This window comes from Afipia sp. GW821-FHT14H12, assembly GCF_058803465.1.
The window spans coordinates 1,395,979-1,415,818 of sequence record NZ_JBXAOZ010000001.1; the positions used below are offsets into that span (position 1 = coordinate 1,395,979).

Genomic DNA, 19,840 nt, shown 5'->3' on the forward strand with positions numbered 1-19,840 from the left:
GGAAGACTATCCCAGTGCGATCTGCGCGACGCGCTTCAATCCATCCACGATTTCCGGATCGTCGGATAGCGGCTCGATCAGGGCGACGCGCAGCGCGGTGTCGTAATCCACGCGGTCGCGGATCAGCACGGCGCAGTAAACCACCAGCCGCGTCGAAGCGCCTTCCTCGATGTCCTGTCCTTTCAGGCCGCGAAGCGCCTGGGCGACCTTGACCAGAGGAATGCAGCGGTCCTGCGGCAGGCCGCTTTCATGAGAAACGATCGCGGCCTCGACTTCCAGGGTGGGAAAGCCGAACTCCATGGACAGAAAACGCTGCCGCGTGCTTGGTTTCAATGTTTTCAGCACATTCTGGTAGCCGGGATTATAGGAGGCCACGAGCATGAACTCAGGTGGAGCCTGCAGCAATTCGCCGGTGCGCTCGAGCGGCAATGTGCGCCGGTCGTCTGTGACGGGATGCAGAACGACCGTGACGTCCTTGCGCGCTTCGACGACCTCATCGAGATAACAGATCGCACCTTCGCGCACGGCGCGCGTGAGAGGGCCGTCCGCCCAGACGGTATCGCCACCTTTCAGGAGATAGCGGCCGGTCAGGTCGGCGGCGGTCAGGTCGTCATGACACGACACAGTATAAAGAGGCCGGCCGAGCCGCGCCGCCATATGGGCGACGAAGCGGGTTTTCCCGCAGCCTGTCGGTCCTTTGAGCAGGACCGGCAGGTGATTGCGGTAAGCGTGTTCGAAAATCTCGCATTCCGAGCCGGTCGGTGCATAGAACGGCAAGTCAGGTTCTTTTTCCGCAGTGTTGACGCTCTTCAGCATGGAAGTATTCCTTGTGGCATTGAAGCCGTTACTTGGCCGCCTGCAGCGGCATGCTGATGTGAGCTGGCTGCTCCTCCTTCACCGGTCCGAAGATTGAGTAAAGGAACAGCAGGCACGAGATCAGGACGAACACTCCGGAGCCGAGGCGCATCCAGTAGAACAGCACAAGTTGGTCCTGCACCTCCATGTAGCTCATGCCCAGCACGCGCTGCAGGTGCACTTGCACGACACCGGCGAAGGTCAGGGTGAAAGTCATGAACGCCATGGCAGACGTCATGATCCAGAAGCTCCACATATTGAGCACTTGGTTGTAGGGCTTCCGGTTGCGCAAATAAGGCATGGCGTAGGAGATCATCGCCAGATTGAGCATCACATAGGCACCGAAGAAGGCGAGGTGGCCGTGGGCTGCAGTGACCTGGGTGCCGTGGCTGTAATAGTTGATGAAGGACAGCGTGTGCATGAAGCCCCACACGCCGGCTCCGAAGAATGCGCCGACGGTGCAACCGAGCGACCACAGCATCGCTGCCTTGTTGGGATGGTCGCGGCGGCCCTTCCAGACCATATTGAAGGCGAAGATCACCATGGCGAAGAACGGCGCGACCTCGAAGGTCGAGAAGATGCTGCCGATCCATTGCCAGTAGCCCGGCGCGCCGATCCAGTAATAATGATGCCCGGTGCCCAGCAGGCCGGAAAACAGCGCCAGACCGACGATGGCGTAGAGCCACTTCTCGATCACTTCGCGATCGACGCCGGTCATCTTGATCATCAAGAAGGCGAGCACGGATGCCATCACGAGCTCCCACACGCCCTCGACCCAGAGGTGGACGACGTACCACCAGTAGACCTTGTCGAGCGCGATGTTGCCCGGATTGTAGAAGGCGAACAGCCAGAACACCGCGATGCCCCACATGCCGAGCAGCAGCACGTTGCCAATCGCGGTCTTGCGGCCCTTCAGGATCGTCATTGAGACGTTGTAGAGATAGATCAGCGCCACCACGACGATCGCGCCCTTGATCCAGAGCGGCTGCTCAAGGAATTCGCGCCCTTCATGGACGCCCAGAAGATAGCCGGCAACTGCTGCCAGCGCACCGAACATCAGGAGTCCAAGCTGTACATAGGCAAGGAACGGGCTCTCGATGTCGCGTTCGGCCTCCTCGGGAATGAGGTAATAGCCGCAGCCGAAAAATCCCATCAGCAACCACACGATCAGCGCATTGGTGTGGATCATGCGCAGGACGTTGAAGGGGATGATGTTGGCGAGGAAATTCGGGAAGACATAGACGGTGCCCGCCAGTGTACCGAATATGATCTGCACGCCGAACAGAATCATGGCGCAGGTGAAGTAGGCCAGAGCGACCCGTTGAGTTGGATATTTCATTGTCTTTGGCTCCTCAGCCCGAGGTCTTCGGCGGCCAGCCTTGCGTTTTGACGCGGCTGGTAAATTCCAGGAAATCGATCAGATCGTTCACTTCCTGATCGGTCAGGTGAAAATCCGGCATCTGCCGGCGTCCTTCGATGCCGCTCGGCTGCGAGTGCATCCAGGCCGTCAGCGCTTCCCGTGCGCCGGTGGGATCCTCGCGGCCGCCATAACGCACCCAGACGTTTCCGAGTTCAGGGGCGAAATAAGCGCCTTCGCCAAGCAGGGTGTGGCAGTTGATGCACGCATTCTTCTCCCACACGTGCTTGCCGCGCCGAACGCTATCCGTCAGCGTTGCCTCGTCTGTGCTGGATGTGCGGATGTAGTAGTGCGTCTGTGCTGTCAGGCCGATGAAGACGATAAAAAAGAAGATCGAGCCCCCATAGAAAATATTTCTGGCGGCCGCTTTGGTAAATCTCTCACTCATTGAACAGCCGTTCCTTTGTGTAAGCAGAGACCCGCATGTCGTTCTGCGGCGTCAGTGTTCATTTGCCGGAGCGGTTGTCCGACGCGGCCGGAATATAGGTAAAAATTTGCTTCGCTCTTTGCGCCAGAACAAGGAAGGCGAGGGAAGTCGAGCCTCATGTCATTTGCGCGCAACCCGATCCGGGTTTTCGCGATGCGATTGTTTTGACATGGTGGAGACAGGCTTGATCCAGCGCTCGAATGACAACGTGGAGGTGGCGGTGGCGCCCGCTGACTGGGGGCCGTTGTCTGCGCTGCCTGGCAATCCAATGATGTGGATTCTGATCCTCGGAGAGATCGCCGTATTCGGGGTGTTTCTTGTTGGCTTTTCCGTCGCGCGTGTGCTGGATCCGCAATTATTCGACAACTCGCGATTCTACCTCAGTGCGTTGCTTGCCGGAATCAATACGCTTGTACTGGTGACCAGCGGTTTTCTCGTCGCTGCCGCTGTTTTTCAACGGCGGCACAACGGGCAGGGCAGGTTATTCCTTGCTGCGGGGATGGTGCTTGGAACAATCTTCCTCGCGATCAAGGGTGTGGAGTACACGCAGCTTTTCAACGAAGGAATTGGCATCGAAACCAATACATTCTTCAGACTGTACTTTATGATCACCGGCTTTCACGCGTTGCATATCGTTCTCGGCCTTCTGATCCTTGGAATCGTCTTCTTCGCCAACAGCGTGGAGAATATGGAAACAGGGGCGGCCTTCTGGCACATGCTCGATATGATCTGGGTGCTGATTTACCCGATCGTCTACCTGTTGCATTGACAGTGGCGGTGCTGACAAAAATCTGGATTGTGCTGGTCGCGTTGACGATCGCGACGATGAGCGTGGGCGCATCGCAAGGCCGCCTGCTGCCCTTCATTATTCAAGCCGCATTGATTCTGGCGGTCGCGGGCTTCAAAGCCTCGGCGATCCTGAATTATTTTCTGGATCTGCGTTCGAGTTCACGCGGATGGCGTCTGTTGTTCTCGATTTATCTGGTCATGCTCGGCGGATCGGTTCTCGCCATCCATGCCATTGGCTGCACCCTTGGGCATGGGGGGTGCATACTCCTGAGCTATGAGGCCATACGATGAATGAAGCACAGCTCGGATTGGTCATTTCCACTCCGGCGATTCTTGCCTTTATCGTCTTCATGTATCGCAAGGGCGCGATGAATCTTCCGGGAGCTTTTGCAGCTGCTTTTATGTCGGTTGCCATCGCGACAATGCTTTTCCTTTCACAGTAGAAATGGAAGGAGGGGTGCATTGGCTAGCTTGGCTCGTCGGAAATAGTTTCCAGCATGTTCGGTTTGCACACGACCACCTGCCGTCGCCCGCAATCGACGATACCAAGGTCCTCCCATCTGCTGAGGATCCTGCTGACTGTATGAAGTGTCGTGCCGGCCATCTCGGCGAGATCCTGGCGAGATAGAGGGAACGCTATTTCAATCCCGCGTGCGGTACGGCGGCCTGCCTGGTTTGCCAGCCTCAGGACGGTATGGCCGATGCGACGTTCGACTTTCTCGGTCGAAAGCTCAAGAAGCCGAAGCTGGATTTCACGGTAGCGTGCCGACAGCACGGCAAGCGCGTTCATGGTGACAGCCGGGTGCTGCTCCATGATTTTCCAGATCGTTTCGCTGCTCCAGCCGACTAAATGAGAATCGTCAACGGCTGTGACCGTGCTGGGGTGGACAACGCCACGGGCGAGAGTGGCGTGACCGGCCATTTCCCCCGGAGCGAGATAGCGGATGATGATCTGCTGACCGTCCGGAGTCGTTTGGGTGGCGCGAAGGCGACCTGCAATGACGCTGAACAGGGATGATGCACTGTCGCCCTGCTGGAATAGCACCTCGCCGCTGGCGAGCTTGGTGCGAAACCCTGCCGATTGAATCTCGATCAATGTCGCCGGAGTTACATCACGGAACAACTCGGTCCGACCGAGAATATTGAGGTCGGAATGATGCGCCATGTGACGGGCTTCGTCGGTTTCAGGTCTGATGATGAATGATCACCGCCGCAATGTACTTCACTCCGATGTTCGATTGATTGCGCTAACGCAATAACATGGCCTCGTAATTGAGGGTGCGCGCAAGTTGGGCCGATATTTGAGTGAAGCTCTTTGCGCCAGAACAAAGACCGGCTGTTTGCAACAGGTCAGGTTTTAGAATGCGGGCCCGGCATGGCTGTGTCCGCAAGGAAGATCGCCTCAACCGGCCTCAGGGCTACGGCAGCGGGTACGAGATATGCTCAATATCGATAAGACGAACCTGCTTCGCCATCATACCCCCGAGAGAATCCCCGACCGAATTGCATTTGGCCTGGCGCGGCTGGTTGCGTGGATGGCCGGGAATACTTTCTTCAATAGCCGCTACGGCGATCAGGTCATTGTTCTGGAGACGGTGACAGCCGTGCCGCCGATGGTGGTGGCAACCTTGCTCCATCTCAAGTGCTTGCGGCGGATGCTCGACGACGGCGGATGGGTTCGGACATTCATGGATGAGGCGGAAAGCCAGCGCACGCATCTCATGGCGTTTGTGGCGCTGGCGAAGCCAAATGCGTGGGAACGCTTCCTGATCGTTCTCGTGCAAGGTATTTTCTATAATGCCTATTTTTTTCTGTACCTCATCTCGGCCGGGACGGCCCATCGTCTGGCCGCGTATTTTGCCGAGCAGGCGGTTCAGGGGTATTCAAAGTATCTGTCGCAAATCGAATCCGGCGAGCGCGCGATGCAGCCGGCTCCGGCATTGGCGATTGCCTATTGGGCATTGGCGCCCGATGCGCAGGTTCGCGATATGATCGCGTCGATGCTGGAAGATGAGGCAATTCACCGCGATCTCCATCACGCTTTTGCCGATGCGCTCATGCAGGGACAGACATTCCCCGATCGCATCAGCAGCATTTCCTGATTCGTCGCGCAGCTTGCTCTAGAACAAAAACGCTCATCGGAAATCGCGCTAGCAGCGAAGCCGAAGTCACGGTTGTGACGACAACGGAGTCGAATCATGAAAAAGTATTGTGCGTTGACGCTTGGAGTCGTGAGTGCTGTTTTGCTCTCAATTTCTGCCCAGGCGGCAGAGTTTGAGGTCAAGATGTTGAACAAGGGATCGGATGGGCAGGTCATGATGTTTGAGCCCGCCTTTCTCCGCGTTCAGCCGGGAGATACGGTCCGCTTCATCCCTACGGACAAGGGGCATGATGCGGAAACGATTCCCGGCATGCTTCCGGATGGAGCGCAACCTTTTAAGGGCAAGCTTTCAGAGGAGCTGAAAGTCACTTTCCAGACGCCGGGTCTCTATGGCTATCGTTGTCTTCCGCATTTCGGGATGGGAATGGTGGGTCTGATCGCGGTCGGAAACGCTGCGCCGAATCTCGATACGGTCCGGCAGGTGAAGATTCCGCCAGCCCCGGCCAAGCGGATGGCGGCGCTTCTGGATCAGTCTCAGCGGGCGGAAGGCCCATCATCGACAAAGAGCGCGGCGGTTCGCTGAGCGTATTTACGGAAGGTCGATCATCGGCGGTTGCCGGAATCGTCGATAATCAGGAGCGGAATGGGCGGGCGTCAGGCGTCCGCCCATTATATTATGGGCGGCATTAATCTGATTCCACGTCAGCCGCCGGCTCGGAAGAATCCGTGCGCGGGTTATCACAACATTTTGGTGTCCGATGAAAATATCCCAGGCATTCAGATTTGAAGCCGCGCACCGGCTTCCCAATGTTTCGCCGGCCCATCGCTGCCATCGGATGCACGGTCATTCCTACCGGATAGAGGTGGTTCTGAACGGATCCACCGATCCGCATAGAGGATTCGTGGTCGACTTTTTCGATGTGGAAGAAGCGTTTGAACCGCTTCTCAAGAGGCTCGATCATAATTGTCTGAATGATGTCCCTGGATTGGAAAATCCCACGGCCGAAAACATCGCCATCTGGATATGGGAGAAGGCAAAACAACGACTGCCGCAACTTTCCAGCGTCAGAGTCTACGAGACGCCCGATTGCTGGGCGGAATACGATGGGCTCGATCCAATCGTATGAGCAAGATTTCCGGCTCTTGGCACAACGTAAACGCGTTGACCCGGCTCAATTGCAAATTGAGATAAGTGTTGGCGGTGATCAGAGGTGGCTTTGGTACTGGCATTTGGAGAAACAAAAGCCAGATGCTCCGGGTGCAATTCATTGTTCGGTTCAGCAAAATTCCCTGTTTTGTGAGAGCAGGGAATTCCGCGGCATCTGTTTCAGGCTGGCGTCTCTGACAGCGGGCGGTCGCCGAAGGCGATGATCGACTTGCGCAATATGCGGCCTTCCAGATCCGTGCTCAGGCGCGCGCGGCGATTGCTGTAAAAGAAGCTGAGGCGGAATTCTCCGGCGTGTTCTTCGAATCCACGCTCGCAGACGCTTGTGATGTCTCCGTGGCGCATCAGGACCTGCACGCGTGAGGCAGAAAGACCCAGCAGTTCGCCGATAAGCGCTGCGTCCACCATGAATGTATCGTCGCGGATGTCGACTGCGCCCTGGTGGGTTGCCGCCAGGCCGTTCTCCTTGAGACCCTTGGCCATTGCATTTCTCCTTGCCAAAACACCATAAAAGATATACTTAAAGTACATCTTTTAGGCAGGAGATCAACCGTGACCATTCATATGGAAATGCAGACGGGGTCCCGTTCCGCGCATAGCCCGGCTCTTTGTCAGACGCTCCCATCGCCGCCGTCAATGGATCGCAGCCTTGCGGCGCCCGCCCGTCTTTCAACGGCGGAGCTTGCGTTCCGTATTTTTGCTGTCTTTCGCGGGCATCCGCACATCAGCAACGTGCTGACGCACATTTCGCGCGCCAACTGGGCCCAGGTGGAGCGCGAGCTCAACATCATTCTGAACCCAACTACGACGGGCGGACTTTCGTCACTGGCACGCAACATCGTCGATTTGATGTGCGCGGAGCGCGGCGTGACCGGGAAGATCCTCAAGCCATACTTCCATGCCGCTTTGCAGCGGTTGCTTGGGCCTGACGAGGCGGAACGGCTGATCCGCCACGTCGAAGCGCTGTTTCTCGAGCTCGAATGGAAGGCCGATCATCCTGCGTTGGCTATCGCTTCCAAGGAGGCCGGACATGACCGAACCGCGCATTGACGAGCGGGTGATCAACGTTCTCGACATCGAGCCGCAACACCGTCATGCAATCCTGTTCCGCCTGTTTGAACATCTGACGCCGGATCAGTCGTTGCAGATCGTCGTTGACCACGATCCCAGACGGCTGCGCATGCAGCTGGAGGCATCTCATGGTTCACGATGCGGGTGGTCTTATCTGGAACAAGGCCCCGATCGCTGGCGCGTTCGCCTGCGTCAGCTTGCGCACGAAGGTGCCCGCGAGGATGGGAGGCCGGAATGTTAAGCAACTCGCATCGGTACGTGCTGCCTGATAGCGAAGCGGAATGGAGCTCTCTGGAGGCGCTGATCGGCGGGGACTTCGCCAGGTGCCACCCCGGCGAGACGCTGGAAGATATCAGGCGCCGGGCCGCCTTTTCGAAGGAGGACAGGGGCCTGCTTCGGGACTGGGTGGCGGTCGCAGCCGCGCATAAAATATGGCGTTCCGTTTGATTTAGCTCATGCCACGCCTGCCCCGGGCCGCTATCATTAGCCATTCAGGCCCGCTGAGCACGGGAAGGCTACCATGGGGTACAAATCGATTGGCGTCAGCATGGCGGTCGGCAGCTCGAATAGAGCTTGTCTGACAGTCGCGGCCGAACTCGCTGAGCGTTTCAATGCGCGTGTGATCGGAATGGCGGCAACAATACTGCCTGCGCCACTCTATTATACCGACGGCTCGTATGGAGCCGAACTGTTGGAGCGCGAGGGAGCGGGCCTTCGCAAAAGCCTGGCCAATGCGGAGGCGGAATTCCGCCACGCATTGGATGGACGCATCAAGACCATCGAATGGCGCGACAGCCTGACCATCGCCAAGGATTTCATTCCGGCACAAGCCCGTAGCGTCGATATCGTTGTCACCGCCGCACAGGAGGATGGAGACAGCGATCCTTACGCCATGGCCAGCCCATCCGATCTGGTGATGGAGGCTGGGCGCCCGGTTCTGGTCGTGCCGGCTTCGGCGACATGGCTGGATGTGCGCCGGATTCTCGTTGCGTGGAAAGACACCAGGGAATCGCGGCGCGCGGTTGCCGATGCGCTGCCGCTTCTGCAAAAGGCGGAAGAAGTCACCGTCGCCGAAGTCTGCGATGCGCTTAGCGAACCAGCGGCGAGCGAGCGGGCCAATGACGTGGCGGCCTGGCTGCTCCGACATGGCGTAGCTGCTTCCGCGATCACGAAGGAAGATACGAATACGCCGGAGAACCTGGAGACTATCGCATCCGATATGGGCGCGGGCGTGATCGTTGCTGGCGCCTACGGTCACTCACGGTTGCGGCAGTGGGTTCTTGGCGGGGTGACGCAGCATTTCATCACCCGCCCGTCGCGATGTGTACTTTTGTCGCGCTGAGACGCCTAACGACAGAAGCAGGTGCGGCGATCGTTTCCGCGTCATGACATCCCCGATCTCGATTTTGTGAAGCAAGAATTCTCGACCGCAAAAGTATCGGCGGCCTTTGCCATTTGCAAAGATACCCGCGCGATCGGGACATTACAGATTGCGGCGGCAGAAATTGCCCTTAAAACATATATTGACAATGTATCTTTTGGGGACGATGCTCCAGTCCATCTGAAGACGGCAGGCCGCAGACATCAATAGACGCAGTGGTCTTCGGGAGACGATGTTCCGCGCGTTCGCGGACGCGGTGCGGCGCAAGCGCCAACCGATTGAGATCAATCCCATGGTAGGAGCCTGAATATGACCGATGCCACCAAGAATTCGAACGTCAACAAGGTTGATGTGCGCACCCTGATCCCGGCGCAGCGTCACGCGAAAATCTTCGAACTCGTCAACAAGCTGACGCCCGGCGGAAGCTTCATCCTGGTCAACGATCACGATCCGAAGCCGCTCTACTATCAGCTCGAAGCTGAATATCCGAAGCAGTTCTCCTGGACCTATGTCGAGCGCGGACCGGAGGTCTGGCAGGTGGAAATCGGCAAGCTCGCAAAGGCTGCCTGAGTCTTTCCCCAAGGCTCGCGCCGGAATTCCATGCACCGGTGCGGGCCTTGAAAGGAGGTCTGCATGGTCGGCGTTTCACTGTCGAGATGGTCGATGTCCTATTTTGCCGCGGCGCTCGTTGCGTTGCTCGCGGCGGAAATCATGATGGCCACGGGATTCGGTTTTCCGGCCGTGGCGATCGCATCGCCCGATACGCTGATCCTCGTTCATGTCGTCGCCATCGGCTGGCTCAGCCTCTTGATGTGCGGTGCGCTTCTCCAGTTTCTGCCGGTTCTTGTGGCGCAACCGCTCCATAGCAATGCGCTCGCGGTACCGGCGCTTGTTTCGCTGGTTGCGGGTCTTGCGGCATTGATTCTCGCGTTTCTGCAATTCGGCGGGCGCATCAACATTGGCGTTCCGTTCTTCACGACAGCTGCCATCCTGTTGAGCCTCGGTTTCGCGCTGGTGTTGTACAATCTCGTACGGACGATGATTGCGTCGAAGACCGTGCCGTTGCCGGCGTGGTTCGTCGCGGCGGGTCTTGCGAGCGTCGTGGCAACGGTGGCGCTGGGGGTGATCTTCTCTCTCGTATTGGGCGGCGTGATCCAATCCAGGCCGCTCCTTGCGTTGGTGGGAGCAGGGCTTCCCATTCATGCGATCGCGGGCCTCGGCGGCTGGCTCACCTTCACGGCGGTCGGCGTGAGCTATCGGCTGCTTGCGATGTTCATGCTGGCGCCGGAGCTTGATGGCGCGAGACCGAAAGGCGCGCTCTCACTGGGCACGGCGGCGCTCGCGATCGTGATCATCGGGGGAGTCGTCACGGTTCTTTTTGAAGGCAATCTGTCGCTGACATTTCTTGCCGCGCTGGCCGTGGCACTTCCGGCATTCGCATTTTATGGCCTCGATGCCGTTCATCTCTATCGCGCACGCAAGCGCCGCAATATCGAGCTGAACAGTCGCACGGCCGGGATCGCTCTCGGTTATCTTGCGGCTTCGGTCGCGCTCATTGTGGTTCTTCTGGCATTGGGGCGCTTGAGCGATCACGTCGGCGCCGTGGTCTTTCTGGTCGCGTTCGGCTGGCTGACGGGGCTTGGCCTCTCCCAGCTCTACAAGATCGTGGCATTTCTCACCTGGCTTGAATGTTATGGGCCGGTGCTCGGCAAGATCCAGACGCCGCGCGTGCAGGACCTTGTGGTGGAGGCGCGCGCGATCAAGTGGTTCGTTCTCTATTTTGCCGCGGTTGGGGTCGGCGCTGTTGCGCTTCTTGCGGATGCACCGACTGCCTTCCGGTTCGCCGCCGTTGTCATGGCCGTTGGGACCACAGGCATTACCGCGCAACTGATACGTACACGCCGTCTGGCGGATGTGAAGGCGGAGGCGCGCCTGCCGCAGGGCGTCCAGCTCCCCCACCTTCTGCTGTCGTGCCACACCTGATCAAAAGAGGAGATTATGCGATGACAACATCGTTCGTTGAACTGGATGTCCGGCCAATACTTCGGAATGGCGGCGAACCCTTTGGAGAAATCATGGGGGCGATAACCAAGCTCCAGCCGGGGCAGGGGCTGAAATTGCTCGCGACCTTCAAGCCCACGCCGCTTTTCAGCGTGCTCGGTTCCAAGGGATTCAGTCATGAAGCGCGCGAGATCGGCGGGGGGGATTGGGAGGTTCTTTTCCGTCCGGCGGAGGGAGCGGCAAAATCGGAGCCGCCGGTGGCTGCGCCCGCACAGGACACGGCGGAATGGCCCGATCCCGCTCGACATCTCGACAACCGCGATCTCGATCCGCCGGAACCGATGGTACGCATACTGGCAGCCACGGAAGAGTTGAAGAAGGGCGAGGTGCTGTCCGCCTTGTTGTGCCGCGAGCCGATTTTCCTGCTTCCTGAGCTTGCGAAGCGTGGCCATGCCTGGCGTGGCGGCTTCGAGAGTGACGGCAAGACGTACAAGATCCTGGTGCGGATCGGCGCGGCCGATATGGCCGCCGCATGAACGAACGGTTTTCGTAGCCGCTGGTTCACCGCGGCCGCGAGGTCTCACGCAGGAGGTGTGTGATGTTCATACAGACGGAAGAGACGCAGGATTCCGAACGGCTCAGATTTCTCCCGGGCCGTGAGGTGCTGCCCGAGGGCACGCTCAATCTCAAGACGAAAGAGCAGGCCGCTTCCTCACCGCTCGCCGAGCAGCTTTTCACAATCCCCGGTGTCGCCGGCGTGTTGCTCAACAAGGATTCGATCGTCGTGACGCGGTCGGGCTCGGACTGGCAGCATCTCAAGCCTGTGATTCTCGGAACCATCATGGAGCACTTCATGTCCGGCGCGCCGGTGGTGCGGACGCCGCCTGACGCTTCCGCCCACGCCAGCGTATCAGGCGAGGAGGGCGATGCGACCGCCACCGGACAGATTCGCGAAGCGTTGCGGCGGGTGATCGATCCGGAGCTTGGCTACAACATTGTCGATCTCGGCCTCGTTTACGATGTCACGGTCGAGGATGGCGGTGTCACCATCGTGACGATGACGACGACCACGCCGGGATGCCCGGCGACGAATTATCTGAAGACAGGCGCGGGCGAGGCGGCGAGTTCGGTCGACGGGGTGGAGTTTGTCGATGTCAGACTGACCTATGAGCCGCGCTGGACGCCGGACATGATGACGCCCGAAGCGAAAGCGCATCTGGGGATCGGGAGTCAATGGTGAGCGAGCCCGCCGCGCCAGCGCGCCGTCCGGGCGAAGATGAGGCGACTGCGGGAGACGCGCGCTTGCCTGAGATTCTGCTGACAAGCCTGACGGCTCTCGCCGCAGCCGGAGAAGTCGAGCAGGCCTGCCGTCTCGCCGGGCAAGCCTGCGTGATGCTGCGCATCAGCGATCCTGCAGCGTCACGCCGCTTCGACGTCCTTCTTCACCGCCTGACACGCAAACTCAGTTGGTGAGGGCATTGTGCTGCGTCGTTAGTGCTTCAGCCCGCGCGCCAGCGTGCGCAACATGCCGACGAACGTGATCGTCCATGCCACCAGCGCGACATACAAGAAGACGCGCGGCAGTCCGGCCAGAAAGCCGAACTCCATGGCGCGATCCATTTGCCAGGTGCAAGCCGCATACATGCCGAGCGGAAACACCGCGCCCCAGTACAACGGATCGTATTCGAACGGAAATCTCTTATAGACGTAACGCCAGATGCCGAGCAGCAGCAGCATCGGTATCCACCATGTTCCGGTCGCCCAATAGAACACCGTGAAGCCTTTCAGGAAGGGTAGCAGCGACGCCAGATAGGGTGCATGCGGCGCGTTCTGGATGAGCAGGGAGCCGGCCAGTGTCGAGATCGCCATCGCGCCCATGTTGATCCAGTAGGGTGGAGCGAGGTCTCCGGGCGAGAATTGAAAGAACGCATAGCGATAGAAGATCAGCGACATCATCCAGATGTACAGCATGCCGCCCCATAGCCACATCGACAGGGCCATCAGGTTGAGCTCGAGCCGGTAGGGCTGCCCGATGCGCGAAGCGAGCAATGCGCTGGATACGGAAAGAGCCTGTGTCGCGACGACTGCGAGCAGCCAGCCGCCGTTGATGCCCTTGTCGAGCGTCGGCTTGCTGCGCTTCACGGTGAAGGCCGTGAAGATGGTGTAGGTCAAACCGATCCAGAGCAGGATGGCGAACATCCATAGTCCCACGCCGGCCGCGACATTTTCGTGCAATACCATGAACTGGCTGGCCAGAATGCCGGTGCCGGCCACCGTGGTGAAATAACCTGGCCCGCGAAGATGGGCGATCATGTCGCCGAAGAATCGCTGCGGGTAACGCCAGGCCCGCAAGCCGTAGAGCAGGCACAGGACGGCGTACTGCACGATGTTCAGATAGAACAGCGCAATCGCAATGTCCGGATGCTCCATCATGAAGGCGGCCAGCGAGACGATGCCTGTGGCCATGACCAGCCCGAAATAGGCAGGCGACAGATCTTCAAGATTGAAGGCGAGGCCCCCTCTGCGAGGGTTGACGGTCATCGATGATCTCCTGGCGTTCGGCGGCGCTTCCGCGCCCGCCGTCGCCTCATACTCTTGCGGACTATCTCTATACGGCAGCCGCATCAATGCAAACTTGCGCCGGAGCAAAGAAACGCCGGCCATCGCCCGATAGGATTAAGAGACCGGATGATCGAGCGACGATTTTATCGTGCCGTGAGCCGGAGATATTGGACGGACCGATGAATAAGCCTGCTATTCCCCTGAATCTACCGGGTCGTGGCCGCGTTTATGGTTCGATCACGGAGACGATCGGCAATACGCCGCTGGTGCGGCTGGATAAATTCGCCAAGGAAAGAGACGTCGTCGCCAATCTTATCGCCAAGCTGGAGTTCTTCAATCCTATCGGCTCGGTGAAGGATCGTATCGGGGTCGCGATGATCGAGGCGCTGGAAGCGGCCGGCCGCATCGCGCCGGGGAAAACCACGCTAATCGAGTCGACATCGGGCAATACCGGCATTGCGCTGGCCTTTGCGGCGGCGGCGAAGGGCTACAGGCTGATCCTGACCATGCCTGAGACCATGTCGGTAGAGCGCAGGAAGATGCTGGTGTTCATGGGCGCGCAATTGGTGCTGACCGATGGCGCCAAGGGCATCAAGGGCGCGATCGCGAGGGCCGAGGAGCTCGCCGCCACGCTGCCCGATGCGGTGATCGTGCGGCAGTTCGAAAATCCGGCCAATCCGGAAATCCACCGCATCACCACGGCCGAGGAGATCTGGAACGATACCAACGGCACGGTCGATATTTTCGTGGCGGGCGTCGGCACGGGTGGCACCATCACCGGCGTCGGGCAGGTGCTGAAGAGCCGCAAGCCATCGGTTCAGGTCGTCGCGGTGGAGCCGGAGACTTCGGCGGTGCTGTCGGGCGGCGAACCCGGCCCGCACAAGATTCAAGGTTTGGGCGCAGGCTTCAAGCCGGCAGTCCTCGACACCACGATTTATGACGTGGTGGTCAAGGTCTCGGATGAGAATGCGATCGCCAATGCGCGGCTTGTCGCGCGGCTGGAAGGCGTGCCGGTCGGCATCTCGTCCGGTGCGGCCTTGCAGGCGGCGGCTGAGATTGGCTCGCGGCGGGAGAACGCGGGCAAGAACCTCGTCGTGCTGCTTCCGTCCTTCGCCGAGCGTTATCTGTCGACGTTGCTGTTCGACGGGCTGGAGCCATGGAAGATCGCCAATACAACGAAGCGGAGGCGGTAACCCGCGTATCCAGTTCGGGACAGGGATGATGTTGAGAGAGCCGCCTTCTCCGAAAGGAGAGTCTTCCGTCACCGTGATCGGCGCCGGTGTTGCGGGGAGCTGGCAGGCGCTGCTGTTTGCATGTGCGGGCTATGACGTCACGCTGCTTGATCGTGACGACATCAAGATGACCTATGCGACCAGCCACTGGGCAGGGGGCATGCTGGCACCATGGTGCGAAGGCGAAGTCTCCGAGCCGCTGATTACGCATCTCGGGACGCGCTCGCTCGAACTGTGGCGCCAGCATCTTCCTGGCACGTCGTTTAACGGCTCCCTTGTCGTGGCTCAGCCGCGTGACCGCCCGGACTTCGAACGCTTCGCGCGGGTGACGACGGGTCATGATCGCCTCGACGCGGAGGGGATCGGACAGCTTGAACCGGCGCTGCATGGACGGTTTCACGCGGGCCTGTTTTTCGCGGGAGAAGGGCATGTCGAGCCGCGCGCCGTGTTGCCGCAACTGCATGCCCGGTTCGTCGCCGCAGGCGGCATCATCCGGTTTGAATCGGACTGCGATCTGGACAAGCTCGCGCTTGAAACCGACGGCATTGTGATCGACTGCCGCGGTCTTGCCGCCAGAGATAAGTTTTCAGATCTGCGTGGCGTCAAGGGCGAGATGGTCGTCGTCGAGATGCAGGATTTCAAACTGTCGCGCCCGGTCCGTCTGCTTCATCCGCGCTGGCCGATTTATGTCATTCCGCGCGAGGACAATTGTTTCATGATCGGCGCGACCAGCATTGAAAGCGAGGACACCGCCGTCAGCGTGCGCTCGGCCCTTGAATTGCTGACCGCGGCCTATGTCATTCATCCGGCCTTCAGGGATGCATATATCCTTGAAGTCGGCGCGGGACTTCGGCCTGCGTTTCCGGATCATCTGCCGCGCATCGTGGTGAGCAGGAAAAAGATATCGGTCAATGGGCTCTATCGCCACGGCTTCCTGCTCGCGCCTTCCTTGGCCGAGATGACGCTTGCTTATGTCCAGCGCGGATTCATCCATAACGAAGTGATGCGGTCGTCCTTCGAGCTGATGTCCTGATCGGACTATCGTTGGCCCGCATCCCGGACGCGGTCTTCACCTTCCCATTCATGGACAGGAAGATGAAGATCGAGGTCGAGAAGATCGATCGCCCGGCGCGCGATCTGGTCGATCACTTCGGCCATTGACGCGGGCTTGTGGTAGAAAGCGGGTACCGGCGGCGCAATGATCGCTCCAATTTCCGTGGCAGCGGTCATCGCCCGCAGATGGCCGAGATGCAGCGGTGTTTCCCGCACCATCAGCACGAGCCTGCGCCGCTCCTTGAGCTGAACATCGGCCGCGCGCACCAGAAGATTGTTCGCGGCACTGGTCGCAATCGCGGACAGGGTGCGGATCGAGCAGGGGGCGACGATCATGCCCGCTGTTCGGAAAGAACCGCTGGCGATGCTCGCACCGATGTCTTCATCCGCATGATGGCGCGTGGCCATTGCAGCGAGCGCCGATAGTGCATTGCGACCCACTTCGTGCAGCAGCGTTCGTTCGGCATGATGCGTGACGACCAGATGGATGTCGCATTGGCCGGTTTCCGCCAGCAATTCGACGACGCGCACGCCGAGCGCCGCACCCGAGGCGCCGCTGATGCCGACCACGATTCGCAAGCGGCTGCTCATTGTTGTTTCTCCGTGGATTCGAGGTCTGATGGAAGGCCGAGCCGTTGCCAAAGCTCGCTCACGCGCGCGACCACGGCTTCGTCCATGTCAAGGACCCGGCCCCATTCGCGATCCGTTTCGGGCGGCAGCTTCGTGGTCGCGTCAATGCCGACCTTGCCGCCGAGGCCGGGCTTCGGGGACGCGAAGTCGAGATAATCGATCGGCGTATCGGTCAGCGTGACGAGATCGCGCGATGGATCGGAGCGCGTGGCGATCGCCCACATCACATCGGACCAGTTGCGGACATCAATGTCCGGATCGACGAGGATCAGGAATTTCGTGTAGGTGAGCTGCGGCAGCATCGACCACAGTGCGAGCATCACCCGCCGCGCCTGTCCCGGATAGCGCTTTGAGATCGACGCGACGGCGATCCGGTACGAACATGCTTCGGGAGGCAGCCACAGATCGACGATTTCCGGAATCCGTTTCCTGACCAACGGCACAAGAAGTTCGTTAAAAACTTCGCCGATGCGGGACGGCTCATCCGGCGGGCGTCCGGTGAAAGTCGAAAAATAGGTTGGCTTCCAGCGCATGGTGATGGCGGACACGCGCATCACGGGGAAATTCTCGACGGCATTATAATAGCCGGTGTGGTCGCCGAACGGCCCTTCGGGCGCCGTTTCGTCGGGAGAGACGGTGCCTTCGATGACGATCTCGGCTTCCGCGGGCACCATCAGCGGAACGCTGATGCAGCGCGCGAGCGGCAGGCGCGCTCCGCGCAGAAGACCGGCGAAGCGAAATTCCGAAAGCGTTTCCGGCAAGGGGAGCGCCGCCGTGAGCATCATCGCCGGATCGGCGCCGATCGCGATCGCGACCGGCATGTCGAGGCCGCGCGCCTTCCACAGATGATGATGGCGCGCGCCGCCGCGATGGGCGAGCCAGCGCAGGATCAGGCGATCGCGGTCCAGCACCTGCATGCGATAGACGCCGACATTGACGTTGGCGTCCGTCTCGTCGTCCGGCGGCCGGGTGACGACCATCGGCCATGTGACGAGCGGAGCGGGTTCGCCTGGCCAGCAAACCTGCACCGGCAACCGCGTGAGATCGATTGAATCGTCTCGCCATACGATGTCGTGCACGGACGGCGCTTCGACATGCTTGGGGCGCATCGCCATGATCCCGCGCGCGAGCGGCAGTTTCGCCATCGCGTCCGCGAGACTGTGCGGCGGCTCCGGTTCGCTTAGCTCCGCGAGCGCCTGGCCGAGGTCCGGTAAATGCTCGGGGTCGACGCCAAGTCCCCAGGCAACGCGCTCGCGCGTGCCGAACAGGTTGACGAGGACAGGCATCTCGGAGGCTGCGCCGTCGGCTTTAATGGGTGATTCAAACAGCAGCGCGGGACCGTTGCGCTGAAGCACGCGCCTGTGAATCTCGGTGATCTCGTGGACGACCGAGACCGGTTCGCGGATGCGGACAAGTTGGCCTTGGGTCTCGAGATAGGAGAGAAAGCTGCGCAGGCTTTTGAAAAGTGGCTGGTCGCGACGCAACAGAGGCGTGGTCTCCGGAAAGGATTTCCTGCGTCTTTCCTGAAGCAGAAGGCCTCAACATTCGTTGTCCTAGAGCAAGGAATTCCCCTGGTGCGGATGATATGAACGCCACAGAGGAGACTCTGATGCCGGCGTCCGGCCCGTTCATTTCGAGAGTGCCGCCGGTGTTGGCGTTTGTCGGGCAATACCTGCCGCTGCTGCCGTTGCAGCCTGTGCTTGGCGCATGCCTGCATGGAATCCAGAAGCGGCACCCGCAAATCTTCGATCGCCTCGGCACTCACGCCACCAAACGATTTGGACTGGACCCGACAGACTTGCCCTTTGTCTTCGTGCTCGAGCCCGCGCGGGTAAATTCAAAGGTCGTCGCAGTCAGGTCGATGCCGCAGCAGATCGACGTCAGGGTGACGGGGACCATCGCGGCGCTGATTGGCCTCGTGGATGGCTCCTGTGATGGCGACGCGCTGTTCTTTTCCCGGGATATTAAGGTTGAGGGCGACATGGAGGCTGCGGTCGCGTTGCGCAATGCGATCGATGAAGCCGGGATCGACATCGTCGCGGAATCTATCGCCTGGCTGGGGCCGTTGTCGCCCATTGCCGCGCAGTTTCTGCGTGGTGTCATCGGCAGTCCGCCCGGTCAGCAACAAAGCGGGCTGGCAGCAGAGGGGCGGCCATGGAATTGATCTGCCCTGCCGGTACGCCTGCCGCGCTCAGGGCTGCCGTCGATGCGGGCGCGGATGCAGTGTATTGCGGATTTCGCGATGAAACCAACGCGCGTAATTTCCCCGGCCTGAATTTCAGCCCCGAGGAATTGAAGGCCGGAATTTCTTACGCCCACAACCATGGCGTCAGGGTTCTTGTCGCCATCAACACATTCGCGCGGGCGGGATCGCTCGACGTGTGGGAACGCGCGGTAGACGCTGCCACTGACGCCGGGGCGGACGCTCTGATCGTCGCGGATGTCGGAGTTCTCGACTATGCGGTCCGGCATCATCCGCATCAGCGCCTGCATCTGTCGGTCCAGGCGGCGGCGTCCAATCCGGATGCGATTGATTACTACGTGAAGGCATTTGGCGTGCGCCGGGTTGTTCTGCCGCGCGTGCTGAGTGTGCCCGAGATCGCGGCGATCACGCGGGAGGTCAATTGCGAGACGGAAGTCTTCGTCTTCGGCGGTCTTTGTGTGATGGAGGAGGGGCGCTGCTCGCTCTCCTCTTATGCCACGGGAGAATCTCCGAACATGAATGGCGTCTGCTCGCCCGCGAGCCATGTTCATTATCGAGAGCAGGATGGAGAGCTGATCTCGCGCCTTGGCGCGTTCACGGTCAACAAGTTCGCTGCGGGAGAGCCTGCGGGATACCCGACGCTTTGCAAGGGCCGTTTTCAGACCGAGCACGGCGCCGGCTATCTTTTCGAGGACCCGGTCAGTCTCGATGCGACATCCATGTTGCCGGACTTGCGAAAGGCAGGCGTGACGGCGCTCAAGATCGAAGGCCGGCAACGTGGCCGCGCCTATATCGAGCGCGTGGTCCGTAGCTTCCGCCAGATTCTCGCGGGACTGGAAAGCGATTTTGCAAGCCCGCCCGGTGATCTTGTCGCCCTCACCGAAGGCCAGTCAACAACGGCAGGAGCCTATCGCAAGAGCTGGCGATGATGTCATCCCCGTCCGCCATTGACG

The 19,840-nt window shown here is 59.9% G+C and carries 26 protein-coding genes and 1 pseudogene; 19 read left to right on the forward strand and 8 right to left on the reverse strand.

Going from position 1 to position 19,840, the window contains the following annotated elements; genetic code table 11:
- Positions 1–6 precede the first annotated feature (6 nt).
- The 3 genes from AC1RNA_RS06895 to AC1RNA_RS06905 are packed head-to-tail and all read right to left on the reverse strand — an operon-like array spanning position 7 to position 2,660.
- On the reverse strand, positions 7–816 hold the full coding sequence (locus AC1RNA_RS06895; RefSeq protein ID WP_009337409.1) for a CbbQ/NirQ/NorQ/GpvN family protein: 810 nt from the start codon (positions 814–816) through the stop codon (positions 7–9).
- Positions 817–844: 28 nt separating this feature from the next.
- Positions 845–2,194, reverse strand: coding sequence for a cbb3-type cytochrome c oxidase subunit I (locus tag AC1RNA_RS06900; RefSeq protein ID WP_009337408.1), 1,350 nt, complete (start codon positions 2,192–2,194; stop codon positions 845–847).
- A 13-nt stretch (positions 2,195–2,207) separates the two neighbouring features.
- Positions 2,208–2,660, reverse strand: coding sequence for a c-type cytochrome (locus AC1RNA_RS06905; RefSeq protein WP_492950579.1), 453 nt, complete (start codon positions 2,658–2,660; stop codon positions 2,208–2,210).
- Positions 2,661–2,883: 223 nt separating this feature from the next.
- Here AC1RNA_RS06905 and AC1RNA_RS06910 point away from each other — a divergent pair, with 223 nt between their 5' ends.
- Genes AC1RNA_RS06910 through AC1RNA_RS06920 form a run of 3 tightly spaced genes read left to right on the forward strand, consistent with a single transcriptional unit; the run spans position 2,884 to position 3,931 of the window.
- Positions 2,884–3,468, forward strand: a complete 585-nt coding sequence (locus AC1RNA_RS06910; protein ID WP_492950580.1) for a cytochrome c oxidase subunit 3 — start codon at positions 2,884–2,886, stop codon at positions 3,466–3,468.
- A gap of 2 nt (positions 3,469–3,470) precedes the next feature.
- Positions 3,471–3,779 carry a cytochrome C oxidase subunit IV family protein gene (locus AC1RNA_RS06915; RefSeq protein WP_492950581.1) on the forward strand — a complete coding sequence of 103 codons (309 nt, stop codon included), beginning with the start codon at positions 3,471–3,473 and terminating at the stop codon, positions 3,777–3,779.
- Positions 3,776–3,931 carry a hypothetical protein gene (locus tag AC1RNA_RS06920; RefSeq protein WP_009337404.1) on the forward strand — a complete coding sequence of 52 codons (156 nt, stop codon included), beginning with the start codon at positions 3,776–3,778 and terminating at the stop codon, positions 3,929–3,931. Before AC1RNA_RS06915 ends, AC1RNA_RS06920 begins: the two co-directional genes overlap by 4 nt.
- A 23-nt stretch (positions 3,932–3,954) precedes the next feature.
- Here the strand turns inward: AC1RNA_RS06920 and AC1RNA_RS06925 are convergent, their stop codons facing one another.
- Complete coding sequence (locus tag AC1RNA_RS06925; RefSeq protein WP_492950582.1) at positions 3,955–4,653, reverse strand: Crp/Fnr family transcriptional regulator; 699 nt, start codon at positions 4,651–4,653, stop codon at positions 3,955–3,957.
- A 274-nt stretch (positions 4,654–4,927) separates the two neighbouring features.
- On the opposite strand from AC1RNA_RS06925, the gene AC1RNA_RS06930 reads away from it, so the two are divergent.
- From AC1RNA_RS06930 to queD, 3 genes are all read left to right on the forward strand, one after another.
- Complete coding sequence (locus tag AC1RNA_RS06930) at positions 4,928–5,590, forward strand: alternative oxidase (protein WP_009337402.1); 663 nt, start codon at positions 4,928–4,930, stop codon at positions 5,588–5,590.
- 96 nt (positions 5,591–5,686) lie between these two features.
- The gene (locus tag AC1RNA_RS06935) at positions 5,687–6,172 is read left to right on the forward strand and encodes a pseudoazurin (RefSeq protein WP_492950583.1); all 486 of its coding nucleotides are present in this window, start codon (positions 5,687–5,689) and stop codon (positions 6,170–6,172) included.
- A gap of 175 nt (positions 6,173–6,347) precedes the next feature.
- A complete protein-coding gene (queD, locus tag AC1RNA_RS06940) occupies positions 6,348–6,716 on the forward strand; it encodes a 6-carboxytetrahydropterin synthase QueD (RefSeq protein ID WP_492950584.1) in 369 nt (122 codons plus the stop codon).
- A 200-nt stretch (positions 6,717–6,916) separates the two neighbouring features.
- Here queD and AC1RNA_RS06945 read toward each other — a convergent pair whose 3' ends face one another.
- The gene (locus tag AC1RNA_RS06945) at positions 6,917–7,237 is read right to left on the reverse strand and encodes a DUF6522 family protein (RefSeq protein WP_492950585.1); all 321 of its coding nucleotides are present in this window, start codon (positions 7,235–7,237) and stop codon (positions 6,917–6,919) included.
- Positions 7,238–7,390: 153 nt separating this feature from the next.
- On the opposite strand from AC1RNA_RS06945, the gene AC1RNA_RS06950 reads away from it, so the two are divergent.
- From AC1RNA_RS06950 to AC1RNA_RS06990, 9 genes and pseudogenes are all read left to right on the forward strand, one after another.
- Positions 7,391–7,804, forward strand: a complete 414-nt coding sequence (locus tag AC1RNA_RS06950; RefSeq protein ID WP_492950586.1) for a hypothetical protein — start codon at positions 7,391–7,393, stop codon at positions 7,802–7,804.
- The gene (locus tag AC1RNA_RS06955) at positions 7,785–8,066 is read left to right on the forward strand and encodes a DUF2249 domain-containing protein (RefSeq protein WP_492950587.1); all 282 of its coding nucleotides are present in this window, start codon (positions 7,785–7,787) and stop codon (positions 8,064–8,066) included. Before AC1RNA_RS06950 ends, AC1RNA_RS06955 begins: the two co-directional genes overlap by 20 nt.
- Positions 8,067–8,345: 279 nt before the next feature.
- Positions 8,346–9,167: a universal stress protein gene (locus AC1RNA_RS06960; protein ID WP_492950588.1), complete on the forward strand. Its 822-nt coding sequence runs from the start codon at positions 8,346–8,348 to the stop codon at positions 9,165–9,167.
- 348 nt (positions 9,168–9,515) lie between these two features.
- Positions 9,516–9,776: a DUF2249 domain-containing protein gene (locus tag AC1RNA_RS06965; protein WP_492950589.1), complete on the forward strand. Its 261-nt coding sequence runs from the start codon at positions 9,516–9,518 to the stop codon at positions 9,774–9,776.
- 63 nt (positions 9,777–9,839) lie between these two features.
- Positions 9,840–11,189 (forward strand): hypothetical protein, encoded by a 1,350-nt coding sequence (locus AC1RNA_RS06970; protein WP_492950590.1) that lies wholly within the window; start codon positions 9,840–9,842, stop codon positions 11,187–11,189.
- 20 nt (positions 11,190–11,209) lie between these two features.
- Positions 11,210–11,743 carry a DUF2249 domain-containing protein gene (locus tag AC1RNA_RS06975; RefSeq protein ID WP_009337391.1) on the forward strand — a complete coding sequence of 178 codons (534 nt, stop codon included), beginning with the start codon at positions 11,210–11,212 and terminating at the stop codon, positions 11,741–11,743.
- 62 nt (positions 11,744–11,805) lie between these two features.
- A pseudogene (locus tag AC1RNA_RS06980) lies at positions 11,806–12,057 on the forward strand (NifU N-terminal domain-containing protein); the annotation flags it as partial.
- A 3-nt stretch (positions 12,058–12,060) separates the two neighbouring features.
- A complete protein-coding gene (locus AC1RNA_RS06985; RefSeq protein ID WP_492951187.1) occupies positions 12,061–12,447 on the forward strand; it encodes a metal-sulfur cluster assembly factor in 387 nt (128 codons plus the stop codon).
- Positions 12,441–12,680 carry a hypothetical protein gene (locus tag AC1RNA_RS06990; protein WP_492950591.1) on the forward strand — a complete coding sequence of 80 codons (240 nt, stop codon included), beginning with the start codon at positions 12,441–12,443 and terminating at the stop codon, positions 12,678–12,680. The genes AC1RNA_RS06985 and AC1RNA_RS06990 overlap by 7 nt, the downstream gene beginning before the upstream one ends.
- An 18-nt stretch (positions 12,681–12,698) precedes the next feature.
- Here the strand turns inward: AC1RNA_RS06990 and AC1RNA_RS06995 are convergent, their stop codons facing one another.
- Positions 12,699–13,748 (reverse strand): tellurite resistance/C4-dicarboxylate transporter family protein, encoded by a 1,050-nt coding sequence (locus tag AC1RNA_RS06995; protein WP_492950592.1) that lies wholly within the window; start codon positions 13,746–13,748, stop codon positions 12,699–12,701.
- 200 nt (positions 13,749–13,948) lie between these two features.
- Here AC1RNA_RS06995 and cysK point away from each other — a divergent pair, with 200 nt between their 5' ends.
- Positions 13,949–14,962 (forward strand): cysteine synthase A, encoded by a 1,014-nt coding sequence (cysK, locus tag AC1RNA_RS07000; protein ID WP_492950593.1) that lies wholly within the window; start codon positions 13,949–13,951, stop codon positions 14,960–14,962.
- 28 nt (positions 14,963–14,990) lie between these two features.
- The gene (locus tag AC1RNA_RS07005; protein ID WP_492951188.1) at positions 14,991–16,034 is read left to right on the forward strand and encodes an FAD-dependent oxidoreductase; all 1,044 of its coding nucleotides are present in this window, start codon (positions 14,991–14,993) and stop codon (positions 16,032–16,034) included.
- 5 nt (positions 16,035–16,039) lie between these two features.
- Here the strand turns inward: AC1RNA_RS07005 and AC1RNA_RS07010 are convergent, their stop codons facing one another.
- Both AC1RNA_RS07010 and AC1RNA_RS07015 read right to left on the reverse strand, forming a co-directional pair.
- Positions 16,040–16,645, reverse strand: a complete 606-nt coding sequence (locus AC1RNA_RS07010; RefSeq protein WP_492950594.1) for a UbiX family flavin prenyltransferase — start codon at positions 16,643–16,645, stop codon at positions 16,040–16,042.
- Positions 16,642–18,171, reverse strand: coding sequence for a UbiD family decarboxylase (locus AC1RNA_RS07015; RefSeq protein ID WP_492951189.1), 1,530 nt, complete (start codon positions 18,169–18,171; stop codon positions 16,642–16,644). Before AC1RNA_RS07015 ends, AC1RNA_RS07010 begins: the two co-directional genes overlap by 4 nt.
- Before the next feature lie 122 nt (positions 18,172–18,293).
- Here AC1RNA_RS07015 and ubiT point away from each other — a divergent pair, with 122 nt between their 5' ends.
- Both ubiT and ubiU read left to right on the forward strand, forming a co-directional pair.
- Positions 18,294–18,848 (forward strand): ubiquinone anaerobic biosynthesis accessory factor UbiT, encoded by a 555-nt coding sequence (ubiT, locus tag AC1RNA_RS07020; RefSeq protein WP_492950595.1) that lies wholly within the window; start codon positions 18,294–18,296, stop codon positions 18,846–18,848.
- Complete coding sequence (gene ubiU, locus AC1RNA_RS07025; RefSeq protein ID WP_492950596.1) at positions 18,839–19,816, forward strand: ubiquinone anaerobic biosynthesis protein UbiU; 978 nt, start codon at positions 18,839–18,841, stop codon at positions 19,814–19,816. Before ubiT ends, ubiU begins: the two co-directional genes overlap by 10 nt.
- Positions 19,817–19,840 lie beyond the last annotated feature (24 nt).

What these genes read in the sequence shown, in the direction of transcription:
- AC1RNA_RS07010 (WP_492950594.1), bottom strand. Translation starts at nt 16,645, where the DNA reads ATGAGCAGCCGCTTGCGAATCGTGGTCGGCATCAGCGGCGCCTCGGGT.
- AC1RNA_RS06905 (WP_492950579.1), bottom strand. Translation starts at nt 2,660, where the DNA reads ATGAGTGAGAGATTTACCAAAGCGGCCGCCAGAAATATTTTCTATGGG.
- AC1RNA_RS06955 (WP_492950587.1), top strand. Translation starts at nt 7,785, where the DNA reads ATGACCGAACCGCGCATTGACGAGCGGGTGATCAACGTTCTCGACATC.
- AC1RNA_RS06960 (WP_492950588.1), top strand. Translation starts at nt 8,346, where the DNA reads ATGGGGTACAAATCGATTGGCGTCAGCATGGCGGTCGGCAGCTCGAAT.
- AC1RNA_RS06990 (WP_492950591.1), top strand. Translation starts at nt 12,441, where the DNA reads ATGGTGAGCGAGCCCGCCGCGCCAGCGCGCCGTCCGGGCGAAGATGAG.
- AC1RNA_RS06970 (WP_492950590.1), top strand. Translation starts at nt 9,840, where the DNA reads ATGGTCGGCGTTTCACTGTCGAGATGGTCGATGTCCTATTTTGCCGCG.
- cysK (WP_492950593.1), top strand. Translation starts at nt 13,949, where the DNA reads ATGAATAAGCCTGCTATTCCCCTGAATCTACCGGGTCGTGGCCGCGTT.
- ubiU (WP_492950596.1), top strand. Translation starts at nt 18,839, where the DNA reads ATGGAATTGATCTGCCCTGCCGGTACGCCTGCCGCGCTCAGGGCTGCC.
- AC1RNA_RS06965 (WP_492950589.1), top strand. Translation starts at nt 9,516, where the DNA reads ATGACCGATGCCACCAAGAATTCGAACGTCAACAAGGTTGATGTGCGC.
- AC1RNA_RS06985 (WP_492951187.1), top strand. Translation starts at nt 12,061, where the DNA reads ATGTCCGGCGCGCCGGTGGTGCGGACGCCGCCTGACGCTTCCGCCCAC.
- AC1RNA_RS06925 (WP_492950582.1), bottom strand. Translation starts at nt 4,653, where the DNA reads ATGGCGCATCATTCCGACCTCAATATTCTCGGTCGGACCGAGTTGTTC.
- ubiT (WP_492950595.1), top strand. Translation starts at nt 18,294, where the DNA reads ATGCCGGCGTCCGGCCCGTTCATTTCGAGAGTGCCGCCGGTGTTGGCG.
- AC1RNA_RS06995 (WP_492950592.1), bottom strand. Translation starts at nt 13,748, where the DNA reads ATGACCGTCAACCCTCGCAGAGGGGGCCTCGCCTTCAATCTTGAAGAT.
- AC1RNA_RS06935 (WP_492950583.1), top strand. Translation starts at nt 5,687, where the DNA reads ATGAAAAAGTATTGTGCGTTGACGCTTGGAGTCGTGAGTGCTGTTTTG.
- AC1RNA_RS07005 (WP_492951188.1), top strand. Translation starts at nt 14,991, where the DNA reads ATGTTGAGAGAGCCGCCTTCTCCGAAAGGAGAGTCTTCCGTCACCGTG.
- AC1RNA_RS06950 (WP_492950586.1), top strand. Translation starts at nt 7,391, where the DNA reads ATGGATCGCAGCCTTGCGGCGCCCGCCCGTCTTTCAACGGCGGAGCTT.
- AC1RNA_RS06895 (WP_009337409.1), bottom strand. Translation starts at nt 816, where the DNA reads ATGCTGAAGAGCGTCAACACTGCGGAAAAAGAACCTGACTTGCCGTTC.
- AC1RNA_RS06945 (WP_492950585.1), bottom strand. Translation starts at nt 7,237, where the DNA reads ATGGCCAAGGGTCTCAAGGAGAACGGCCTGGCGGCAACCCACCAGGGC.
- AC1RNA_RS06975 (WP_009337391.1), top strand. Translation starts at nt 11,210, where the DNA reads ATGACAACATCGTTCGTTGAACTGGATGTCCGGCCAATACTTCGGAAT.
- AC1RNA_RS06930 (WP_009337402.1), top strand. Translation starts at nt 4,928, where the DNA reads ATGCTCAATATCGATAAGACGAACCTGCTTCGCCATCATACCCCCGAG.
- AC1RNA_RS06900 (WP_009337408.1), bottom strand. Translation starts at nt 2,194, where the DNA reads ATGAAATATCCAACTCAACGGGTCGCTCTGGCCTACTTCACCTGCGCC.
- AC1RNA_RS06920 (WP_009337404.1), top strand. Translation starts at nt 3,776, where the DNA reads ATGAATGAAGCACAGCTCGGATTGGTCATTTCCACTCCGGCGATTCTT.
- queD (WP_492950584.1), top strand. Translation starts at nt 6,348, where the DNA reads ATGAAAATATCCCAGGCATTCAGATTTGAAGCCGCGCACCGGCTTCCC.